Raw genomic sequence first — 22,065 nt, forward strand, 5'->3', positions numbered from 1 at the left:
AATCAGGCTGTAGTTCGAGGTCAACTGTTGTGTTGATTTTATGCGTGTACTATGCAAAAGTCGACATCTGAAAAAATAAAGGAGCATTTTGTATGCCCAGGTTGCTCAATAAAGTCGCTGTCGTTACCGGCGGAGGTCGAGGTATCGGCAAAGCCATAGTTGAGGCTTTCGTAGCCGAAGGTGCACGCGTTGTGATTGGGGATATTGATACCCATGCCGCTAGTTTGGAGTCACAACTGGGTGCCGAACGGGTGGCATTCAAGCGAACCGATGTAACTGTTGACAGTGACATTGAAGCGCTTGTGGCCTATGCCGTTCAGCGTTTTGGTCGCTTGGACATCATGGTGAATAATGCAGGCGCATTGGGTGACCAGGCTGCGTTGGTTAATCTTGATCCGAACAGTTTTGCCAAGACCATTGCACTATTGCTGGGATCTGTCGCTTTGGGGCATAAATACGCTGCTCGACAGATGATTGCGCAGGCGGAAGGAGGCAGCATCGTTTCGATCTCGAGCATCGCCGGTATTCAGGCTGGCTGGTCATCGGCATCTTATGATGCGGCAAAAGCTGCGATACTGCATTTTTCCCGCTCGGCATCATATGAACTTGCAGCAAAACAGATTCGTTCCAATGTGGTTGCGCCCGGCTTGATTCTGACTCCCATAATAGGTACAGCCTGTGACGTCGCTCCAGAGCACTATGAGGCATTCACTGAAAGTCTCCGAGCACCGTATGGTGATCTGATTCCCTTGGGGCGTGCAGGTAATCCGGAAGATATAGCCCAAGCCGTGTTGTTCTTTGCGTCGGCGGAGTCCTCGCATATCACAGGGCAGTCACTTGCCGTGGATGGCGGACTGACCTCCATGACTGGCTTTGATATAGGTGGGGTAGTCGCGCAAGCAGTAGAGAGCTTTAATGCACAAATTGATAGACCTGACGACGGGAAAATCGGTTGGTTGCCGAACAAGAACCATTAGGGACTATATTTTCTTGCTAGCAAGCAGATCAGGACAAAGCTCATGTCCCATTAGGATACAGCAGTCATCCATAGGGCCCTTGATGGCAAGTTGCAATCGCAATGCTTTGATCTCCGTCAATCCCAATAAAGTCAATGTATGGAAGAAAGGGGATAGGGATCCGGGGATGATTGAGAAGGCTTATCTGATTCCCGAGTATCACGCAGCCGGAACCTGGGGCCTGCAAACGCGCCAAACTGTAGTGGCATGGTTAGCCTTTACGCAAGCATAGGTACTGGCTAGCATGGTACCGCGAGACGATATACTGATATGCTTTATGGTGTTTAATAAAGGAAGAGCTTAATAGATGGCAAGGTCACCCAAATACAGCAATATTTCCCAGCGCCGAAAAACGGCGCTGAGTGATGGCGGAGCTAAATATAAAGCAAAAAGGGATGAGTTGATTCGTGTTGCAGCTGATCTTTTCAAGGAAAAAGGCTATCAGACGACGACCCTCAACGACATTGCCAGCCATGCTGGAATGGACCGGGCCAGCGTCTATTATTATGTGGGCAACAAGGAAGAATTTTTCCGGGATGCAGTGAAAGGCGGCGTTGAGCAGAACGCGGAAAAAGTTGATCAGGTGCTTGCGCGCAAGGATATCAGTACCCAAGAAAAACTGGAACAGTTAGTCCAGCTGCTCATGAAGTCCTATAGCGACAGCTATCCTTATATGTACCTGTACATCCAGGAAGAAATGCACAAAATAGCGGATGCTAAAACCCCTTGGGCACAGGAAATGTTGGAGAAAACCAAAGGTTTTGAGCGAGCAGTGTTGGCTCTGATCAAGGAAGGGATGGCAGAGGGCAGTTTTCGTGATGACATCGCGGCCACCCTTGCTGCTAACACTATTTTCGGCATGCTCAACTGGACGTACCGCTGGTATACACCCAACAGCAAATACAGTGCTGAAGAAGTGGCTGACGCCTTTAGCAAAATTTTCTTTACCGGCCTGCGCAGCAATAAATAATCTAGATCGGGATGCTCAAACGCTAAGCTGTTCCAGAATATCGGCCAAGGCCTGAGCGGCGACGGACAGCTCATGGTCAGCTTTGGTCAGCATCCCGATGGGTCGTTCTATCACCGGATTTGCGAGCGGAATACAGTGAGCCCCGAGTTCATGCATTTGTTGAATGCACAGGGATGGAACCACGCTCACTCCAAGCCCACTTCCTACCATGCGGCCTATTGTTGCCAATTGATGGCTCTCCATCGCAACGTTCAGTTTTTGCCCACCAATGCTCAAACTCTCCTCCAGCATGACACGAACGGCAGATGGTCGTTGCAAGGTGATAAAAGGATAGGTCTGCAAATCCTCCCAGCAGACCTTCGTACATTCAATTAGTGGCGAGTCTCTCGGTACTACCGCGACAAATCTATCCAGATACAAAAGCTTGAATTTCATCGAAAGGTCGCTTGCTGGTTCAAAGGTGATCCCCAGCTCCACCTGGCGGTTACGAACCATTTCTACCACCTGTTCATTGATCACGTCATGGACAGTGATCCCGATCGCAGGGTAACGCTCACGAAAATGCATGAGCATTGATGGCAGACGGTTACCGGCAAAGGAGGGCATGGCCGCGATGGATACCCGACCCCGCCGTAAGGTGAAATGCTGGCGCAGGTTATCCTCGACATTATCCCATTCGGCGACAAGGCGGCGGGCCAGAGGAAACAAAGCATGGCCTTCGGGTGTCAGGTTAACCGTACGGGTGGTGCGACTGAACAGGCGTCCTCCCAAGCCATCTTCCAATGCTTTTATTGAGAGGCTTAATGCGGGCTGAGACATATAAAGTCGTTCTCCGGCCTGGGCGAAGCTCAGGGTCTGGGCGACTGCAACAAACGCCCGAAGCTGTTTAATGGTCATGATGATGCTTTCCGTTGGGCTCCTTAATTAATATTAATAGTAAATGAATAGGTTAAAAAAACAAACTTAACAAATTACTTGCTTCGTTCCACACTCATGTTTACGAACTCTCGAAGAGGATGAAAGCATGGCTGGTTTCGATAAGTGTGTGAGCTCCTACGCCGAAGCTCTGGATGGTTTAGAGGATGGGATGACCGTGCTGGCCGGTGGCTTTGGCTTGTGTGGCATTCCAGAAAACTTGATTGCGGAGATCAAGAGAAAAGGCACGACTGGCCTCACTGTGGTTTCCAACAACTGTGGAGTGGATGGGTTTGGGTTGGGCGTTCTGCTTGAAGACCGGCAGATCCGAAAAATGATCGCCTCCTATGTGGGTGAGAATGCGCTGTTCGAGCGTCAGCTGCTTGATGGTGAATTGGAGGTTGAATTGACCCCGCAGGGCACTCTGGCCGAGAAGATGCGGGCTGGTGGAGCGGGCATCCCTGCGTTCTATACCGCAACGGGATACGGCACTCCCATTGCAGAAGGGAAGGAGACCCGCGAGCTGGCAAGGCGTCACTACGTACTGGAGCACGCCATCACGGGTGACTTTGCCATCGTCAAGGGCTGGAAGGCCGATCGTTTCGGTAATGTCATCTATCGTCACACCGCACAGAATTTCAACCCGTTGGCCGCTGCTGCTGGACGAATCACTGTTGTGGAGGTGGAGGAGATTGTCGAGCCAGGCGAGCTTGAGCCCGGCCAGATTCAAACGCCAGGTATCTATGTGGATCGAGTGATCTGCGGCAGTTTCGAGAAGCGTATCGAGAAACGCACCCTGCGTGCTTGATGCTGCGCTACTGAACAGAACAAGAGGAAATAGACATGGCACTGACTCGTGAGCAGATGGCGCAACGTGTTGCACGTGAACTGCAGGATGGCTTCTACGTGAATTTGGGTATCGGTATTCCTACCTTGGTGGCGAACTATGTACCGGAGGGTATGGAGGTCATGTTGCAGTCCGAGAATGGTTTGTTGGGCATGGGGCAGTTCCCCACCGAAGATGAGCTGGACGCGGATATGATAAATGCCGGCAAGCAGACGGTAACCGCCCGCGTTGGCGCATCGATCTTTGACTCCGCTGCCTCCTTCGCAATGATCCGGGGCGGACATATCGACCTTACCGTACTGGGTGCCTTCGAAGTGGATGTGCAGGGCAACATCGCTTCCTGGATGGTGCCGGGCAAGTTGATCAAGGGTATGGGGGGCGCTATGGATCTGGTTGCCGGCGCGGAAAACATCATTGTCACCATGACTCATGCATCCAAGGACGGCGAGTCAAAACTGCTGGATCAGTGCAGTCTGCCGCTGACAGGCGCGGGTTGCATAAAGCGCGTGCTAACGGATCTGGCTTACCTCGAGATTGCCGACGGGGCGTTTATTCTGAAGGAACGCGCCCCTGGGATCAGTGTGGAGGAAATTGTCGCCAAGACTGCCGGCCGTCTGGTCGTGCTAGACCATGTGCCGGAAATGGTCCTGTAAGCATATGAGGTCGCGGTACCTGGCCGGTGGGCGGCTGATTTACGGGCCGAGCGAAATAAGAGAGCCCAGGCGATTGCCTGGGCTCTTTGCTTACGCAGGAAGGATCACCACTGGGTTTCAGGAATATCGACCATGATCCCGTCCAGATCCTGGGACATGACAATCTGGCAGCATAGTCTGCTGTTGGCTTTGACCTCTGCCGCGGCACATTCCAGCATCTCCACCTCTCGGGTAGAGGGGGCCGTGATCTTGTCCTGGAACGACTCATTCACGTACACATGGCAGGTGGCGCAGCTTGCACTGCCACCGCAGTCACCGACGATATCGTAGATGCCGTTGGAGACGGCCGCCTGCATCAGGCTGACGCCCTCGGTTACCTCCAGCTCGTGCCGTGTTCCGTCGTGGGAGATGTATATTGCTTTAGCCATTGTTGTTGTCCTCTTGTACGTAGGCGCGCTCAGCCTGGCTGACTCGCCTGCTCATTGTGTTCAGGCGTAGGCCGGTTGTTCTTTTGCTGCGTTTATGATTTCTTTCAGCGTTACGGTTTCGTCGGCGAGACGATCCGCCCTGATCGCGAGCCGGTCAGTAATGAGCTGCTTCGACAGATTGAATTCTACCGGCCGATTCACCGTGTCCACGGCCAGAACCCTGTCGTTTTTGAGATAAAACACGCTGAAATCCGGACGCTCCAGGCTGCCTCTGATGATGATCTGGTCGTATCCGTTGGAAAGACCAACCATTTTCAGTCCAATGTCATATTGATCGGACCAGAACCAGGGAGCGGCTTCACTGCGAACGGGTTTGTCGCAGAGAATGGCCGCGATTTTCCTGGCCTGCTCCAGCGCATTGGGTACCGACTCCACGCGCACCCGGCGGTTGTAAATGCTGCTGTGAAAGCTTGCACAGTCCCCCAGCGCCATGATGGCTGGATCTGAGGTGCGCATGCCTTCGTCGACGAGGATGCCGTCGTCCACTTCCAGCCCCGCATCCCTGGCCAGCTCGCAGTTGGGGATCAGCCCGATGCCCGCCACCACCAGATCGGCAGGGATGCGGGTTCCGTCAATGCAGAGCACTGCGTTTATCTGCGACCCGTCATCTGCGACCTCGAAGCGGGCGATCTGAGTATTGACTCGGATATCCACCCCCGCATCCCTGTGCAGGCGTTCATAAAAGGCTGATACCGGGGGCGCTGTCACCCGATCAAGCACTCGCTCGGCGATGGTCAGTATAGTTACGCGCATGCCCATCTTGATGGCGGAAGCAGCCACCTCGAGGCCGATGTAACCGCTGCCGATGACTACCAGGTGGTTGCCGCTGATCATCTGGCTGCGGATGCGTTCAGCATCCGCCAGGGTTCGCAGGTAACACAGGTTATTTGCGGTCTCCACCGGGCCGCACGCGTCCGGGAGGGTTCGCGGACGGCCGCCAGTGGCCAGGATCAGGCGGTCATAACTCAGCGTCTGACCATCTGCCAACTTTATCGTCGCCGCGTCTCGATCGATCGCGGTCACCCTGCTCCCCTGAAACAGCTGAATGCGGTGCGCCTCGTACGCCTCAGGCGTTCTGAGATACAGGCTCGCCAGGGAAGCGGTGCCCGCAAGATACGCCTTGGAGAGGGGCGGCAGGTGGTAGGGTACATCAATGCTTTCGCCCAGCAGGGTAATGTCGCCCTGCCAACCCTGAGCCCGCAATCCGAACGCCACTTCGACGCCGGCCTGCCCGGTTCCGATTATGACTACCTTTTCCTGTGGCTTCATTACGCCTCCTCGCGGTCAGACCGCATTGGTCGAAGCGGGATCCCAGACCAGTGGCAGGGAGCGAACGCCACTGACAACACCGGCCTGGTGCGGCACTTCGGCACCGGGCTTGATCGAGAATTCGGGAATACGAGCCAGCCATTCCTCCAAGGTGATCATGATTTCCCGGCGGGCCAGATGCTGACCTACGCAGAGGTGGCTCCCATGCCCAAAGGTGGTGTGGGAAATCTTTTCGCGGTTGAAATCAACGTGCATTGGGCAGGCATTTTCCCGCTCATCGAGCCCGGAAAGCAGCTGCGGGAGCAGAATCAGATCACCTTCCTTCATTTGAACGCCATGGAACTCGTAGTCCTGGGTCAGAATGCGCCCGTCTGCCACGACTGAGAAGCGCCGCAACAACTCCTCGGTGGCCGCTGGCAGGCGCTCGGGATTGTCAATCAGCTCTTGGCGATGCTCGGGGCTGCGGGCCAGGAATTCCATGATGAAGCTGATGAAATTCACCACCGTATCCAGGCCGGCAAGTAGTAGCAAGCCACACACCTTCTTGGCCTCGTCGCTGGTAATCGGGCGGCCCTCGATCTGGCCGTTGGCGACTACGCTGATCGCATCAGTACCCGGCTTGCCGGTACGTTCGGCGATAATGGGCACCAGATAGTCATATAACGCGTTCCGGGCCTCGACAAAGGTCATGCTGCCATCCGGGCGGGTCATCTGGTCGCAAATATATTTCAGGTGCGGAATGTCCTTGTGCGGCAAGTCGGCCATGAGCATGAAAATGCGGATCGGGAAGGGCTCGGCGTAGGCCTCGGTAAAGTTGCATTCGCCTTTCAAGCGCAGCTCATCGATCAGCGAGCGGGACAGGTCGCGGATCTGCGTCTCCAGGTCGTCAACGACCGGCAGACCCGCGACCTTGTTGAGAATCGCCCGCCACTTGCGCTGCTCCGGCGGATCCATCGAGGTAGGGATGAAGTCATAGGCCTCGCCGGCTTCCCGGGGAATGAATGGGCACTGGCTCGAGAAGATTTGTGGATTTTCGTATGCCTCACGAATCAGCTGCGCCCGCGACGCTATCCAGTGACCGCCATTGCGCTGCGTCCAGACAATTTCCGGTACCCCCGGGCCCTGCAGGGTGGCCCATGCCTGATGTCCCCCCTGGGACAGATTAGGTGGGTTGTACATGTCGAAATCGAATACCAGGTGCTCTGGGACATGGGTCGGCAGCGGGGCGACGACGGCGTCATTAACTGCAGTTTCAGTATTCATTGTTGTTCTCCTGACTCGATTTTTACAGAGTGGGGTCGATCACGGGTTTGATGAGGTTGCCGATCTTTACCTGTTCCAGCGCTTTGTTGGCGTCGGCGATGGAAAAGCGCTGCGTGATGAGACTGGCCAGCGGGTATCGCTCCTGCATCTGGGCGGCAAAATGCATCGCCTGGTGAAAATGTTTGGGTTTGGCGAAGGTGGCGCCGGATACGTGAATGTTCTTGATCGTCAGATCACGGGGAGAAATGGGCTGTGTTCCAATAGCTCCCCATAATCCGAGCACTATGTAGCGGCCATGGTTGCCAGTCAGATCTACCCCTTCAGGGAAGGCGGGCAATGCGCCGGCTGCCTCAACAACGACACTGGCGCCGCGCTTGCCGAAACGGTCATTGACGATGCGCTGGCGCTCCTCTGCGGAAGTGTCCTTAAGCGAGATGGTTTCGGTTGCTCCTAAACTGCGTGCCACCTCCAAACGGGTCTGGGAGTGATCAATGGCTATGATGTCCTTTGCCCCCGAAGCTGCAGCAACCAGTACCGCTGCCAGGCCTACGGGGCCGGCACCTTGCACCACTACAGTATCGCCGAGACCTACAGGCCCACAGCGGTCAAAGCCACGTAGAACAGTAGGCAGGGCGCAACCCAGCGCCGCCAGCGCTTCAGGTTGCGCATGGTCGGGCAGGCGATAGAAAGCCATACCATTGGGGAGGCAGGCAAAGTCGGCGTAACTGCCCCAGTTGGGCTTCTCGGCATGCTCAAAGAAGGTGGAGTTATCACACGGGGTTTCGTCCAATACGGTGCAGCTGTGGCAACGGTGGCATAACGCGATAGGAGCCCAGTACACCAGGTCACCTGGTTTCACTGGAACACCGGCATAGTCTGTGCTGACCCCTTCACCCAGTTTTTCGATGCGCCCGACACCTTCATGGCCGAGGATAATGGGAAAGGGCATAGCACCTGCTTCGCCGGAAACGATGTGCACATCGCTTCCGCAGACCCCTCCGAGTACCACTCGCACAAGGGCTCCACCGGGCTGTGGATCGAAGATGGGCACTTCCCAAGTTTCAACCCGGTTCTGCTCGACCATTACTGCCGCTCTAGCGTACTGCATGCTCACACCTCATTTTTATTATGCATTTTCTGGGTTGCTGGTGAGCCATGCGCGCATGCGTCGTACGGCGTGCTAGGCTCACCGTCTATATCGGTGATATAATCAATATATCCGCGATATAGAGATTGGTCAACACGCGTGGTGGAAAATCAATTGTCAGCTGAAAGTTGATGAGCAGAGGGGGAGCCACTATTGGCCACGGTTAACTTGTTGAGAAAGAAAGGGCGTCCGGAGCTGGGCAATGGAGACGTGAAGCGCGATCTGCTTAATGCAGCCATGCAGCTTCTCAGCAGTGAAGGGCGCGAAGGGGCCACCATGCGGGCGATCTGTGCAGCTGCGGGGGTGACGCCGCCCACTTTGTATCATTACTACGGAGATCTGGAGGGTTTGCATAAAGCGGCAATTGATGAAACCTATCTTGGCGTGGCGGAGGCTTACCATGGAGGCACAGAGGAAAAAGGCCCGCTGAAGGGGATTCGAGACGGCTGGGCAACATTTCTTGAGTTTGCCCACTCTGAACCGAACATGTGTCGCATCGTAATTCAGCAAATAATGGCCGGAAAGCCGCCCAGTATGGTAATGGAAACACTGCAGGGTCTGGCGGAGGATCTGAATGAGTTTCACGCACAGGGTGTGTTGAAGTACAACCCCAAAGACACCGCACAATTGTTATGGATGAGTGCCTTGGGTGCACTGACCTACGCAGTCAGCAAGGACAGTGTCGCGTTGGAGGGCTCCGAAGAACCCTCACTCCAGAAGGCATTACTTGAGATAACTCTGGATGCGTTGTTTGAGCACTGATAGGGATAGGTTGGATGGCTCGGTTGAGATTACTGTTCAGGGGTTCCCGCACTATTCATGATGGGTGAAAACTCGGTTGGTACCCATGAATAAGCATCGTCCTTGACCCGAACGTGACCGAGGCCAGGGAAGGGGAGGTGTGCACCGGCAACCCAGAACCTTCCCGCAGAGGTGCTCGAAAGCAACTGCAGTCTTGACGCCCTCGCTTGGTCCGTATCGGCATCAGCTTCTATCACAACGTCCGGGTGAGCGAACTGCACCGCATGGTTGTGCAATACGTCGCCCCAAACCATGAGGTTCTCGGTACCGGAGCGGAATAGGTAAGCGGTATGTCCGGGTGTGTGCCCATAGGCAGGAACGCTTTCCACACCCGGCAACAGCGTATCGTTTGGCTGGTATCGTTGCAGTTGCTCTTCCGTATAGGGAGCCAGGGCGCTTCTGGTCATGCTGAAGAAAGCCTGGTTGGCTTCCGGGATATCTTCCATGGCGGTATCCAGCCAGAACTCTGCCTCTACCTGCGGAACGTAAATGGTCGCGTTAGGGAATACAGCATTACCGTCAGCCTTGGCTAGCCCGCAGGAATGGTCCGGGTGTAGATGAGTCAACAACACCGTATCGATCTGCCCCGGCTTGTAACCTGAAGCCTCAAGATTATCGACAAGGGAGCCCATGGTGGGACCGAAGCATTCAGCTGCGCCTGTATCCACCAATACCAGATTATTGCCTGTGTTTATGAGGTAGCCGTTAACCGCAGTTTGTATTCCGTCATCGGTAGCGATGAATACGTCATTCAGCAGGCTTTCCAGAGTGTCTCTGCTCAAGCCTTTCAGCCAATCCAGATCGAAACGGACATAGCCATCGTATAGGGCAGTAACCTCCAGATTGGCAATATTCATTCGATAATAACCGGGCACCTGGTGAGGCTGTTTTGCTATGGGGTCGGCTAACGCGTGTGCTGCTGAAAAGCTCATTGCCAAGCTCATGAGACCAGCTGTGATCGGAGCTCCAAGGAAGGAGAGTCGCGAAAGTATCATTATTGTTTCTCCGTAGCGCCTACACTGTTTAAAACAGTGTATCGATGATATGTTGCCCAATCAACGTGAGCGCTGAATATTCAGGCGAAGCGGCAGACTGCGAGGCGGTTCAGTAAGGATGACAGTGCGCAGGAGACGAGACATGTAGCCATGTGACCGAGCCTGCCTTGCAAAAAGGTTAACTATTCGTGTCGAGACCTGTGTCTCGCAAGGAAGACCGGTGCGTCTGCGATATACACCAATTGAGATGGTGCGCCGCTGCACTTTGGCATCCAAAGCGACCTTGGCCTATCTTGGTGAAGGCATGAAAGCGATATCAATATTAAGAAGGAAACTAGAATGCTGACCCAGAAGATATATCGGTATTTGTTAATGTTCCTCGCGTGCTTGACGTTGTCTTTGCAGGCGCAGATGGCTGCTGCCCAAGAGGAAGAGATGCAAGCCCGGCAGCTGTTGAGCGAAGCCGTCAACTACTACAAGGAAAACGGCGACAAGGCCCTGGCCGTGTTCAGCCGGCAGGGGCCCTTCGTCAGGGATGATCTCTACGTGTTCGCGATCAACACCAACGGCATCATGCTGGCCAGCGGCGGCCCGTCGGTCATGCTCATCGGGCGAGACATCATGAATGCCATCGATGATGAGCTCAAGCCCGCTTTCGAGCGGGCGTTGAGCCAGCCGGAGGATGGTGAGATCCTGGAAGCAGACTATCCCTGGGGCAACTGGAATACCGCTGGCCGCAAGATCACCAAGCATGTGTACTTCCAGCGGGTAGGCGATACGGTGCTGGCGGTCGGTTATTACCAGCCGCGGGCCAGTTCCGAGCAGGCGCTGCAATTGCTGGAGACGGCAAGCGAGGCGGTGAGCAGCAGTCCGCGGGAAACCTTCACCGCGATCAACGCGTTGGACCAGCGTTTCTACAAGGACGATCTCTACGTTTTTGTGGTCGAGCTGGATAGCCAGCGCTTCGTCGCCCATGGTTCCAACTTGCGTCTGGTCGGACGTGACTTTGGCGCTCTGACTGACGAGGTCGGCAAGCCCTTCGGTCAGGAGGCGCTGGACAAGATTGCCTCCAGCGAGACGGCCGAGTTCGATTACCAGTGGAAGCACCCGATCACCGGTGATACCGAGCAAAAGCACGCCTATGCCCGCAAGGTCGGTAACTATCTGGTAGCAGTAGGTTATTACCAACCCAATAACGGCAGTGACGCTCAAGCCGACACTGAATAGCGCTTCCTGTAGCTCAGCCCGGTTGCGGATTCAGCGCTTCCGGGTGGGCTGACCTCTTCTGGTACTGCTCTGCTTCCTGCCTCTGATACCCGCTTTTATCAGCAATTGATTGTCCGCCTGACCGATCTTGGCCAATGCGCCTGAGTGTCGTCGCCTGCCATCTCGTAGTGCCCATCGGCTCATCTGACCAAATTGATAGTGTGCGGTAATCGCACAGACTGGCTGCCGACCTTGAATCGAATCTCCTATGCTCCACCGCAGCTTCATTCGGATCTTTGACCGGTCCAAGCACTTTCACAACAACAAAAATGAGAACGATGGTATGCATAAGATAAATATTCACGAGATCATCGATAACGCCCGCTTCAACCAGTTCCACTGGCTAGTGATGTGCCTGTGCGCTCTGCTGCTGATCTTCGACGGCTATGATCTGTTCATCTACGGTGTGGTTCTGCCGGTGATCATGGAAGAGTGGGGGCTGACGCCGCTGGAAGCCGGTGCATTGGGCAGTTATGCGCTGTTCGGCATGATGTTCGGTGCGCTGGTTTTCGGCACCTTGGCCGACCGCATCGGACGCAAGAAGGGTATCGCCATCTGCTTCCTGCTGTTCAGCGTGGCCACTGTATTGAATGGCTTTGCCAGTACGCCGACCGAGTTCGGTATCTTTCGCTTTCTGGCCGGCTTGGGTTGCGGCGGTCTGATGCCCAACGTGGTGGCATTGATGAACGAATACGCACCCAAGAAGCTGCGCAGCACCCTGGTGGCGGTGATGTTCAGTGGTTACTCGCTGGGCGGCATGATGTCTGCGGGACTGGGTATCTTCCTGCTGCCGACATTCGGCTGGGAAGTGATGTTTTTCGCTGCGGCGGTGCCTTTGTTGCTGCTGCCGGTGATTCTGCTGTATCTGCCTGAGTCGGTGGGTTTTCTGGTGCGCCAGGGCCGCAATGATGAAGCGCGTGCGCTGTTGCAGCGAATCCAGCCCGACCTGCAGATTGGACAGGATACGGAACTGGAAATAGTCGAAGCTTCCAAGCAGAAGACATCAGTACTCGATCTGTTCCGCGATGGTCGTCTGGTTGGCACGCTGTCTATCTGGGTCGCCTTCTTCTGCTGTTTGCTGATGGTCTACGCGCTGGGTTCCTGGTTGCCGAAACTGATGGCCAATGCCGGGTACAGTCTGGGGTCGAGCCTGTCGTTCCTGTTGGCACTGAATTTCGGCGGCATGTTTGGTGCCATCCTCGGTGGCTGGCTGGGCGATCGTTTTGATCTCGGCAAGGTCGTGGTGGTGTTCTTCGCTGTGTCGGTGGTGTCCATCAGCCTGTTGGGGATCAAGACGCCGATGCCGGTGCTCTATACCCTGATTACTATTGCCGGTGCCACGGTGATCGGTACGCAGATCCTGCTGTATGCCGCGGCGGCTCAATTCTATGGCTTGTCGATCCGCTCCACCGGCCTGGGCTGGGCTTCAGGTATTGGTCGCAACGGCGCTATTGTTGGGCCATTACTGGGCGGCGCGCTGCTGGGAATCAATCTGCCGCTGCAGCTGAACTTCATGGCCTTTGCCATTCCGGGGATCATTGCATCACTGGCCATGATGCTGTTTGTCCTGTCGAGCAGGCGTGCTAGTGTCGCGGCGGCTCCCTTGATGGCAACCAAGGCCTGACTGGGCACATGAGGAATTCTAGCCGGGGTTCCTCAGGCAGACTGGTACGCGAGACGATATGAAAACCTTACTCCGAGATATTTCCCTCTCCGCGGTGGTCGCCGGTTTCATCGCGACGGTGATCTCTTATGCGGGCCCACTGGTGATCATCTTCCAGGTCGCCCAGGCAGCGGATCTGCCTCACGAGGTGCTGTCTTCCTGGGTCTGGGCGATTTCCATTGGCAGCGGTGTGCTCGGTATCGTGCTCAGCCTGCGTTACAAGGTGCCGGTCATTGTGGCCTGGAACGCACCGGGTTCGGCGCTGCTGATCACGTTGTTGCCGGGCATGAGCCTGAATGAGGCAGTGGGTGCCTATCTGGTCAGCAGTGCCATCATTCTGCTGGTCGGGCTTTCCGGAACCTTTGACCGCATCGTCAGCAAGCTGCCGGCGGCGATTTCCGCCGGCATGCTGGCAGGTATTCTGTTCAGCTTCGGTACCGGCCTGTTCGTTTCGCTGCAGGATCAGCCCCTGCTGGTGCTGGCCATGTTCTTCACCTATCTGCTGGCTAAACGGCTGATGCCGCGTTACGCGGTGCTGGCCGTGCTGGTGGTAGGTGTGAGCATTGCCCTGGGGATGGGCGAGCTGCGCAGTGATGCGCTGGTGATCGGCCTGGCGATGCCGGTGTGGATAAGTCCCGAGTTCAGCTGGCAGGCCACGCTCAACATAGCGCTGCCGCTGGTCATGGTCGCGTTGACCGGACAGTTTGTGCCCGGCGTTGCCGTGTTGCGCAATGAAAATTACCAGACGCCTGCCAGCCCACTGATCAGCAGCAGCGGGTTGGGTTCGCTGTTGCTGGCGCCGTTCGGTTGTCATGGGCTGACGCTTGCGGCTATCACCGCAGCCATCTGCACCGGCAAGGAGGCCCATGAGGATCCCGCGCGGCGCTATGTGGCCGGTGTTTCGGGTGGCGTTTTCTATCTGCTGCTCGGGCTGTTCGGTGCGACCCTGGTCTCGATCTTCACGGCTTTTCCGGATGCCTTGATCGCCGCGCTGGCAGGGCTGGCGCTGTTGGCGGCGATTGCCGGCTCGCTGACCGGTGCCATGGCAGTGCCGAAGGACCGTGAAGCGGCACTGATCACCTTTCTGGTGACGGCGTCCGGCATGTCTTTCCTGGGTCTGTCCGCCGCGTTCTGGGGACTGATCTTCGGTATTGCTGCGCATGTCCTGCTGGGTTTCAGGAAACCTGCTGCTGCGCTGGCAACGCCATCGGCGAGTATTTCGGCGGAGCAATCTGTCCGCTGAAAGCAGGCCCCCTTAGCTTAAAACAATTCACCCTGCGCCCCGGCTTTTGCTGCGGGCGGCGGGAATATGCAACCAGAAAACAACAACAACGAGTGATATCCAATGAAAAATCAGTTTCAGATCGCCTCGCTTGCCCTGGCTATCGGTGTGGCATTCTGCATGCCGACAGCTGCTGTAGCCGGTGAAGGTTTCGTTGAGGGTGCAACGGCAACGTTGCAGGCGCGCAATTATTATTTCAGCCGGGATTTCTCCGACATCGTCGGGCCCAACCAGCAGTCCAAGGCTGAAGAATGGGCGCAGGGTTTTATCCTCAAGGTGAACTCTGGCTATACCCAAGGGGCGGTCGGTTTTGGCGTCGATCTGCTCGGACAGCTGGGCATCAAGCTCGACAGCGGTGGTGGCCGGGTCAATACCGGACTGCTGCCAACGGACAGTGATGGCAAGGCGGTAGATGACTACAGTCGACTGGGTGCGGCGCTCAAAGCGCGCTGGTCGCAAACGGAGCTCAAGGTGGGCGAATTGACGCCCAATCTACCGGTGCTGACTTTCAGTGATATTCGTCTGTTACCGCCGACTTATCAGGGCGCCAGTATTGTTTCTCAGGAGATTGACGGCCTGACCCTGCAGGGCGGTCAGTTCCGTTCCGGCAGCCTGCTTAATGCGGCGGGTGACGGCAAGATGCGCGCCAAGCTCGGACATGTTCCGCAGCTGGGTGGCAATGCCGCCACCGACCGCTTCAACTATGCCGGCGCCGATTACGCCTTCAACACCCAGCGCACCTCGGCCGGTATCTGGTACGCGCAGCTGGAAGATATCTACAACCAGCGGTTCTACAGTATCAAGCACAGTGAGCCGATGGGTGACTGGGTGCTCGGCGCGAATATCGGCTTCTACGACTCCAGGGAAGATGGTGACAAGCTGCTGGGTGATATCGATAACCAGGCGGCGTTCTCCCAGCTCTCGGCCAGATATGGCGGACATAGCTTCATGGTCGGCTATCAGGCCATATTCGGCGATGATGCCTTTCCACGTGTGTTCAATAACGTCACCCCGCTGGGCAACGAGGTGCCAACCTATGAATTCGCCGGTGCCGACGAACGTTCCTGGCAGCTGCGCTATGACTACGACTTTGCTGCTATGGGTGTGCCGGGGCTGATTGCCGGGGTACGTTACATCACCGGTGACAACGTCGATGTTCAAGCCACCAACGGTGGCGGATCGAATTATGAAGGCAAGGAGTGGGAGCGCGATCTGGATATCGGTTACACCTTCCAGCGCGGCTTGCTGCAGAACCTCAGCGTGCGTGCACGCAATGTTGTGGCGCGCTCCAACTACCGTACCGATATCAACGAGAATCGATTGATCTTCAACTACACCTGGCAGCTGCTGTAGAGGCAGTATCGCGCGTCGACGCGCGGCGGCTTTGCGATTGTCGCCCTTGAGGGCGATAATCGAACGCCGTTCCTCGGCAAGGTTGTCCAGCATGTCTGACGAGTTCCGTCGCAGCACGGCGCCATTGGCGCCGCCCATCATTGCTTCACCCGCCAAGCGCATCGATGCTCTGACTGGCGATCCGAACTTCATGACCTCTCTGGCACGTGGGTTGGTGGTCATTCGTGCTTTTCAGGAGCGCAAGCGCCACCTCACCATTGCCGAGATCAGCCGCCGCACCGAGATCTCCCGCGCAGCGGTACGCCGTTGCCTGCTGACCTTGATCAAGCTCGGTTATGCCACGACCGACGGCCGTACCTATTCGCTGTTGCCCAAGGTGTTGACACTGGGGCATGCCTATCTGTCATCGACGCCGCTGGCAGTGACCGCGCAACCGATTCTGGATCGCCTCAGCGACAAGCTGCATGAAGCCTTCTCCATGGCGACGCTGGAAGGCGATGAGATCCTCTATGTCGCGCGCTCCTCTATCCCATTGCGGCTGATATCGGTAAACCTCAGTATCGGCAGTCGCTTGCCGGCCTACTGCACCTCCATGGGTCTGATCCTGTTGGCGGGGCTGGATGATGCGGCGCTGGATGATTACCTCGAGCATGCCAATCTGCAGGCCAGAACCAGCCGCACACTGCACACACCCGAAGCCGTTCGCTCGGTGGTTGCCGAAGTCCGTCTGCGCGGGTGGGTGGTGACCGATCAGGAGCTGGAAATCGGCTTACGTTCACTGGCCGTGCCGCTGAAAGATTCTGCCGGTCAGGTGTTGGCTGCGCTCAACGTCGGCACTCACGTCGGCCGGGTAACCCGCCAAGAACTGGAAACCCGCTTTCTGCCAGTGTTGCTGGAAGCCAGCAAGGAGTTGAGCGCCAAGCTGTTTTACTGAAGAAAGGTGCATTACTGCTTAACTAAGCATTAGTTATTATTGATTTGTCTTTAGTTAACAAGGGGCGCAAACTATTCGCGTTTGCTTGCCCGCCTTGCTTCACGGAGTATCCATGATTCACCCCTCAGCTTCAGCGGGCTCATTCGAGCCCGGCTATAACTACGATGTTGTTCGCAAATTCACTGTCATGACCCTGGTCTGGGGTGTGCTCGGCATGGCCATGGGTGTCGTGCTTGCGGCCCAGCTGGTCTGGCCCGCACTCAATTTCGACCTGCCTTGGTTCAGCTTTGGGCGCCTTCGACCGATCCATACCAACCTGGTGATCTTCGCCTTCGGTGGTGGTGCGTTGTTCGCTACGTCTTTCTATGTGGTGCAGCGTACCAGCCGGGTACGGCTGGTATCCGACAAGCTGGCCAACTTCGTCTTCTGGGCCTGGCAGGCCATTCTGGTTGCCATCATCATCAGCTACGCCAGCGGTCTCACCACCAGCAAGGAATACGCTGAGATGATCTGGCCCATTGCGACGTTGATTACCGTGGTCTGGTTTGCCTATGGTTACCTGTTTTTCGGCACCATCGCCCGACGCAAGGTCAAGCACATCTATGTTGGCAACTGGTTCTACGGCGCTTTCATCATTGTCACCGGACTGGTGCACGTGGTGAACCACATCGATGTACCGGTATCGCTGCTCAAGTCCTACCCGGTCTACGCTGGTGCGACGGATGCGATGATCCAGTGGTGGTATGGGCACAGTGTGGTGGGCTTCATTCTGTCGGTGGGCTTTCTCGGCTTGATGTACTACTACGTGCCCAAGCAGGCCGACCGGCCGATCTACTCCTATCGCCTGTCCATCGTGCATTTCTGGGCGGTGATTGCGTTATACATCTGGGCCGGACCGCACCATCTGCATTACACCGCGCTGCCGGACTGGGCGCAGACCCTCGGTATGGTGATGTCGATCATCCTGCTGGCGCCAAGCTGGGGCGGCATGATCAACGGCATGATGACGCTCTCGGGGGCTTGGCACAAACTGCGCACTGACCCCGTCCTGCGCTTTCTGGTCGTGGCGCTGGCCTTCTACGGCATGTCCACCTTCGAAGGCCCGATGATGGCGATCAAGACAGTCAATGCGCTGTCGCACTACACCGACTGGACCATCGGCCACGTGCATGCCGGTGCGCTGGGCTGGGTGGCGATGATCAGCATCGGTGCGCTCTATCACATGGTGCCGCGTCTGTGGGGGCGTGACGGCATGTACAGTATTGGCATGATCAACCTGCACTTCTGGATGGCGAGCATGGGCACCGTGCTGTATATCGTCGCCATGTGGGTCAACGGCATCACCCAGGGCCTGATGTGGCGCGCCGTGAACGTCGACGGCACCTTGACCTACGCCTTTGTCGAGGCGCTGGAAGCCAGTCATCCAGGCTATGTCGTACGGATGATCGGCGGCGGCATCTTTGCTGCGGGCATGGTACTGATGGCTTTCAATTGCATGATGACCATTCGTGGCGTCGACGTGCAGGAGCAGGGTTCGCTGGTAGAGGCGCGCTAGACTTCAATAACGCGGGGTCCGGATTCCAGAGCCCCGCGACTGCTGCTTGCTGCCATGTGGGATCGCCAGCACAATGCGCTTTTCATTGATGATGGGTGCAAGCATGTCTGACCTTCCCCTGGCGGGCCGCCGTGTCGCTCTGCCTGAGAGCCGCGAGCTTGATTTGTTTGCGAATATGTTGCTGAAGCGCGGCGCCGAGGTGGTGCGTTGTCCGTTGGTGGCCATCCATGATGCGCCGGACCAGCAACCGATACTGGACTGGCTGCAGCAATTCAATAGCCAACCCTGGGACGATTTCATCGTGCTGACCGGCGAGGGCATACACCGCCTGCTGACGGCGTCCGAGCGGGCCGGGGGCAGCGTGCGGGATGAGTTCATTGCGCGGCTGGCTCAGGTACGCAAGATAACCCGCGGGCCCAAGCCGGGGGCAGCGCTGCGTACGGTCGGTCTCAAGGCGGATCTGGTGGCCGTTGAGCCCACCACCGCCGGCATTATTCGCACCTTGCAATCGGAAGAGCTGCGCGGGCGACGTATCGCTGTGCAGCTGTATGGCAGCGACCCCAACCTCCTGTTGATGGATTTTCTGCGCGAGGCGGGCGCCGAGGTCACAGCGGTTGCACCTTACGTTTATGCCGATGATGTCGAAGATGCCCGGGTTGATGCGTTGATAGCCGAGATGGCCACCGGCCGGCTGGATGTCATCGCCTTCACCAGTGCCACTCAGGTAAGGCGGCTTTTCCAGATTGCTCGACGTTCGGTGGGTGAGCAGGCGCTGCGTGACATCCTCCGGCGTCTGAAAATCGCCGCGGTCGGACCGGTGGTGGCGGGGGAGCTGCGCGAGCGTGGGTTGCAGGTTGATCTGATGCCATCCAGCAGCTTCTTCATGAAGCCGCTGGTGCGGGAGCTGGTCAAGCAGTTGGGGACCAGACCCTCTGACAATGGTTTACACTGACTCGCTATACCATGTCTGTCTCCCAAGGGAAGTTTGATGATTAAAACCGGCCCGATACGTTTATCACCAGAGCAACTGACCGTCCCGATAGACCTTGAAAGTCTGGGGTTCTCGTCCACAGATGATCTGGAGCCGTTCAAAGGCATTCTCGGCCAGGACCGTGCCGTCGAGGCTATGCAGTTTGGCGTTGCCATGCGTCGCTCGGGATACAACATGTTCGTCATGGGTGAACCGGGCACCGGGCGCTTCTCCTACGCGATGCGTTATCTGCGCGCCGAAGCCAAACGCATGGCCACGCCGCAGGACTGTGTTTATGTCAACAACTTTGACGAAACCCGGGAGCCGAAGGCGCTGCATATGGCGCCTGGCACCGCTGCTCAGCTGATCGAGGATATTCACCAGCTGATCGATAACCTCCTGGCGACATTCCCGGCGGTATTCGAGCATCCGGCCTTTCAGCAGAAGAAGAGCGCGATCGATCGTAACTTCAACAAGCGTTATGACGGCGCCATCGATGCGGTGGAACGCAAGGCCCTGGAGCGCCATATTGCCCTTTATCGGGACGGCCAGAATCTTGCCTTCACGCCCATGCGCGATGGCAAAGGGTTGGACGAAGCGGAGTTTTCCCAGCTGCCGGAAGCCGAGCGGGAGCGTTTTCACGCGGATATTTCAGTGCTTGAGGAGGTCCTCAACGAGGCTTTGGCGAGCCTGCCGCAATGGAAGCGCGAATCCAGCAATCAGCTGCGCGAGCTGAACGAGCAGACCATCACCTATGCTCTGCAACCTCTGTTGGCGCCTTTGACTGAACGCTACTGTGATAATCCTGGTGTGTGTGAATACATCGAAGCGATCCGCCAGAACCTGTTGAAGGTGGTGATCGAGCTGATGGCGGACGAGCGTGCTGCGGATGCCCGTCCCGAGGCCGCGAAAAAAGCGGCGCTCATCGAACATTACAGTCCCAACCTGGTCATCGATCATCCCGGCTCACGTGGCGCGCCTGTGGTCCATGAGCCGCATCCGTCCTACGACAATCTTTTTGGGCGGGTCGAATACAGCTCTGAACAGGGCGCATTGATCACCAATTATCGGCACATCCGCTCCGGCGCGCTGCACCGGGCCAACCACGGTTACCTGGTGCTGGAGGCGGAGAAGCTGCTTTCTGAGCCTTTCGTCTGGGAAGCCCTCAAGCGCGCCTTGCATGCACGTGAGCTGAAGATTGAGTCACCCTGGGCGGATCTTGGAAGAATGACCACGGTGACCCTGACGCCGGAGGTTATTCCCCTATCAGTCAAGGTGGTGCTGATCGGCTCACGCCGGGTGTATTACACGCTGCAGGATTACGATCCGGATTTTCAGGAGCTGTTTCGCGTGCTGGTGGATTTCGATGACCATCTGCCGCGTACGCCCGACAGTATTGAAGGTATGGCACAGCTGCTCAAGACCCGGGTGGACGAGGAGGGCATGGCCCCGCTGACAGTGGCGGCGGTGGCGCGAATCCTGACCTACAGCGCGCGGCTGGCCGAGCATCAGCAACATCTGTCAGCCAGCATCAGCGATATCTTCCAACTGGTCGCCGAAGCTGACCTGGTGCGTGAGCTTGGCGGTGGACGGATGACCGATACCGGGCATATCGAACGCGCTCTGCAGGCCAAGGAGACGCGTACCGGGCGAGCCAGTGCACGCATTCGCGAGGATATGCTGTCCGGCGTGATTCTGATCGACACCGATGGCGCAGCGATCGGCAAGTGCAATGGCCTGACGGTAATGGCTGTGGGGGATTCGGTGTTCGGCATGCCGGCACGCATCAGTGCGACGGTTTACCCTGGCAACAGCGGTATCGTGGATATCGAACGGGAGGTCAGCCTCGGACAGTCGATTCACTCCAAGGGCGTCATGATCCTGACCGGCTATCTCGGCAGCCGTTACGCACAGGACCATCAACTGGAGATCTCGGCGAGTATCGCGCTGGAACAATCCTATGGTTATATCGACGGCGACAGCGCCTCCTTGGGGGAGGTCTGTGCATTGATTTCGGCGTTGTCCAAAGTGCCGTTGAAACAATGCTTCTCGATTACCGGCTCAATCAACCAGTTCGGCGAGGTACAGGCAATCGGTGGGGTCAACGACAAGATCGAAGGCTTCTTCCGGCTCTGTGAAGCGCGCGGCCTGACCGGTGAGCAGGGGGTGATCATCCCGCATTCCAATGTACCGAACCTGATGCTCCATCAGACTGTACTGGATGCGGCCAAAGCCGGGTTATTCCATATCTACGCGGTGGACAATGTCGACCAAGCGCTCAGTCTGCTTGCCGGTGAAGAGGCGGGCACGCCGAATGCTGAGGGTAACTTCCCGGAAGGCTCGATCAATGAACGGGTAGTACAGCGACTGAAAGCGATCAATAGCCGAAATCAGGACAACGAGGACGGCGAATCCGCTGATGAAAGGCCAACAGGTTCTGCTGTCGAACCACTGGTCAAATAATGAACGCAACGCCGGACATCAGGTCCGGCATGCTCTAGAGCAACCTTTCCCAGTACTGTCTACAGAGTTATCCACAGATTGTGTGGAAGACTTTCACAAGGCCATTTCTACCCTCGGTTGTCAATCGCCTGTTGTTGGGAAAGCGCACCGAGTAGCCGATTTTTTACTGGACAAATGCCGAGAGACCCATAACCCGCTGTCTGCAGGCACTTCGC

The 22,065-nt window shown here is 56.7% G+C and carries 19 protein-coding genes; 13 read left to right on the forward strand and 6 right to left on the reverse strand.

Features of this window, described 5'->3' with window-relative positions:
- Positions 1 to 92 precede the first annotated feature (92 nt).
- Positions 93 to 977: an SDR family NAD(P)-dependent oxidoreductase gene (locus INT39_RS04595; RefSeq protein ID WP_193072120.1), complete on the forward strand. Its 885-nt coding sequence runs from the start codon at positions 93 to 95 to the stop codon at positions 975 to 977.
- Positions 978 to 1,323: 346 nt separating this feature from the next.
- Positions 1,324 to 1,986, forward strand: a complete 663-nt coding sequence (locus INT39_RS04600; protein ID WP_193072122.1) for a TetR/AcrR family transcriptional regulator — start codon at positions 1,324 to 1,326, stop codon at positions 1,984 to 1,986.
- Positions 1,987 to 2,001: 15 nt separating this feature from the next.
- Here the strand turns inward: INT39_RS04600 and INT39_RS04605 are convergent, their stop codons facing one another.
- On the reverse strand, positions 2,002 to 2,883 hold the full coding sequence (locus tag INT39_RS04605) for a LysR family transcriptional regulator (RefSeq protein WP_193072124.1): 882 nt from the start codon (positions 2,881 to 2,883) through the stop codon (positions 2,002 to 2,004).
- Positions 2,884 to 3,010: 127 nt separating this feature from the next.
- On the opposite strand from INT39_RS04605, the gene INT39_RS04610 reads away from it, so the two are divergent.
- Positions 3,011 to 3,709, forward strand: coding sequence for a CoA transferase subunit A (locus tag INT39_RS04610; protein ID WP_193072126.1), 699 nt, complete (start codon positions 3,011 to 3,013; stop codon positions 3,707 to 3,709).
- A 35-nt stretch (positions 3,710 to 3,744) separates the two neighbouring features.
- Positions 3,745 to 4,401: a CoA transferase subunit B gene (locus tag INT39_RS04615; RefSeq protein ID WP_193072128.1), complete on the forward strand. Its 657-nt coding sequence runs from the start codon at positions 3,745 to 3,747 to the stop codon at positions 4,399 to 4,401.
- A 104-nt stretch (positions 4,402 to 4,505) separates the two neighbouring features.
- Here INT39_RS04615 and INT39_RS04620 read toward each other — a convergent pair whose 3' ends face one another.
- The 4 genes from INT39_RS04620 to camD are packed head-to-tail and all read right to left on the reverse strand — an operon-like array spanning position 4,506 to position 8,529.
- Positions 4,506 to 4,829, reverse strand: a complete 324-nt coding sequence (locus tag INT39_RS04620; RefSeq protein WP_193072130.1) for a 2Fe-2S iron-sulfur cluster-binding protein — start codon at positions 4,827 to 4,829, stop codon at positions 4,506 to 4,508.
- A 60-nt stretch (positions 4,830 to 4,889) separates the two neighbouring features.
- Positions 4,890 to 6,158, reverse strand: coding sequence for an NAD(P)/FAD-dependent oxidoreductase (locus INT39_RS04625; RefSeq protein ID WP_193072132.1), 1,269 nt, complete (start codon positions 6,156 to 6,158; stop codon positions 4,890 to 4,892).
- 15 nt (positions 6,159 to 6,173) lie between these two features.
- On the reverse strand, positions 6,174 to 7,421 hold the full coding sequence (locus INT39_RS04630) for a cytochrome P450 (protein ID WP_193072134.1): 1,248 nt from the start codon (positions 7,419 to 7,421) through the stop codon (positions 6,174 to 6,176).
- Between the two features lie 22 nt (positions 7,422 to 7,443).
- The gene (gene camD / locus INT39_RS04635; protein WP_193072135.1) at positions 7,444 to 8,529 is read right to left on the reverse strand and encodes a 5-exo-hydroxycamphor dehydrogenase; all 1,086 of its coding nucleotides are present in this window, start codon (positions 8,527 to 8,529) and stop codon (positions 7,444 to 7,446) included.
- A gap of 192 nt (positions 8,530 to 8,721) precedes the next feature.
- Here camD and INT39_RS04640 point away from each other — a divergent pair, with 192 nt between their 5' ends.
- Entirely contained in the window at positions 8,722 to 9,330 is a 609-nt protein-coding gene (locus INT39_RS04640; protein ID WP_193072136.1) for a TetR/AcrR family transcriptional regulator, read from the forward strand.
- 29 nt (positions 9,331 to 9,359) lie between these two features.
- Here the strand turns inward: INT39_RS04640 and INT39_RS04645 are convergent, their stop codons facing one another.
- Positions 9,360 to 10,226, reverse strand: coding sequence for an MBL fold metallo-hydrolase (locus tag INT39_RS04645; protein ID WP_226944552.1), 867 nt, complete (start codon positions 10,224 to 10,226; stop codon positions 9,360 to 9,362).
- 459 nt (positions 10,227 to 10,685) lie between these two features.
- On the opposite strand from INT39_RS04645, the gene INT39_RS04650 reads away from it, so the two are divergent.
- The 8 genes from INT39_RS04650 to INT39_RS04685 all read left to right on the forward strand — a co-directional run bounded on the left by INT39_RS04650 (position 10,686) and on the right by INT39_RS04685 (position 21,850).
- Positions 10,686 to 11,591, forward strand: a complete 906-nt coding sequence (locus tag INT39_RS04650; RefSeq protein ID WP_413468903.1) for a cache domain-containing protein — start codon at positions 10,686 to 10,688, stop codon at positions 11,589 to 11,591.
- Between the two features lie 322 nt (positions 11,592 to 11,913).
- Complete coding sequence (locus INT39_RS04655) at positions 11,914 to 13,254, forward strand: MFS transporter (RefSeq protein WP_193072139.1); 1,341 nt, start codon at positions 11,914 to 11,916, stop codon at positions 13,252 to 13,254.
- Positions 13,255 to 13,312: 58 nt separating this feature from the next.
- Positions 13,313 to 14,536 (forward strand): benzoate/H(+) symporter BenE family transporter, encoded by a 1,224-nt coding sequence (locus INT39_RS04660; protein WP_193072140.1) that lies wholly within the window; start codon positions 13,313 to 13,315, stop codon positions 14,534 to 14,536.
- A gap of 102 nt (positions 14,537 to 14,638) precedes the next feature.
- Positions 14,639 to 15,928 (forward strand): OprD family porin, encoded by a 1,290-nt coding sequence (locus tag INT39_RS04665; protein WP_193072142.1) that lies wholly within the window; start codon positions 14,639 to 14,641, stop codon positions 15,926 to 15,928.
- 91 nt (positions 15,929 to 16,019) lie between these two features.
- Positions 16,020 to 16,862, forward strand: coding sequence for an IclR family transcriptional regulator C-terminal domain-containing protein (locus INT39_RS04670; RefSeq protein ID WP_193072144.1), 843 nt, complete (start codon positions 16,020 to 16,022; stop codon positions 16,860 to 16,862).
- 112 nt (positions 16,863 to 16,974) lie between these two features.
- Positions 16,975 to 18,417, forward strand: coding sequence for a cytochrome-c oxidase, cbb3-type subunit I (ccoN, locus tag INT39_RS04675; protein WP_193072146.1), 1,443 nt, complete (start codon positions 16,975 to 16,977; stop codon positions 18,415 to 18,417).
- Positions 18,418 to 18,520: 103 nt separating this feature from the next.
- Complete coding sequence (locus INT39_RS04680) at positions 18,521 to 19,369, forward strand: uroporphyrinogen-III synthase (RefSeq protein WP_226944556.1); 849 nt, start codon at positions 18,521 to 18,523, stop codon at positions 19,367 to 19,369.
- A 36-nt stretch (positions 19,370 to 19,405) separates the two neighbouring features.
- Positions 19,406 to 21,850, forward strand: coding sequence for a Lon protease family protein (locus tag INT39_RS04685; RefSeq protein ID WP_193072148.1), 2,445 nt, complete (start codon positions 19,406 to 19,408; stop codon positions 21,848 to 21,850).
- Positions 21,851 to 22,065: the final 215 nt, after the last annotated feature.

The organism is Pseudomonas sp. FME51 (assembly GCF_014897305.1).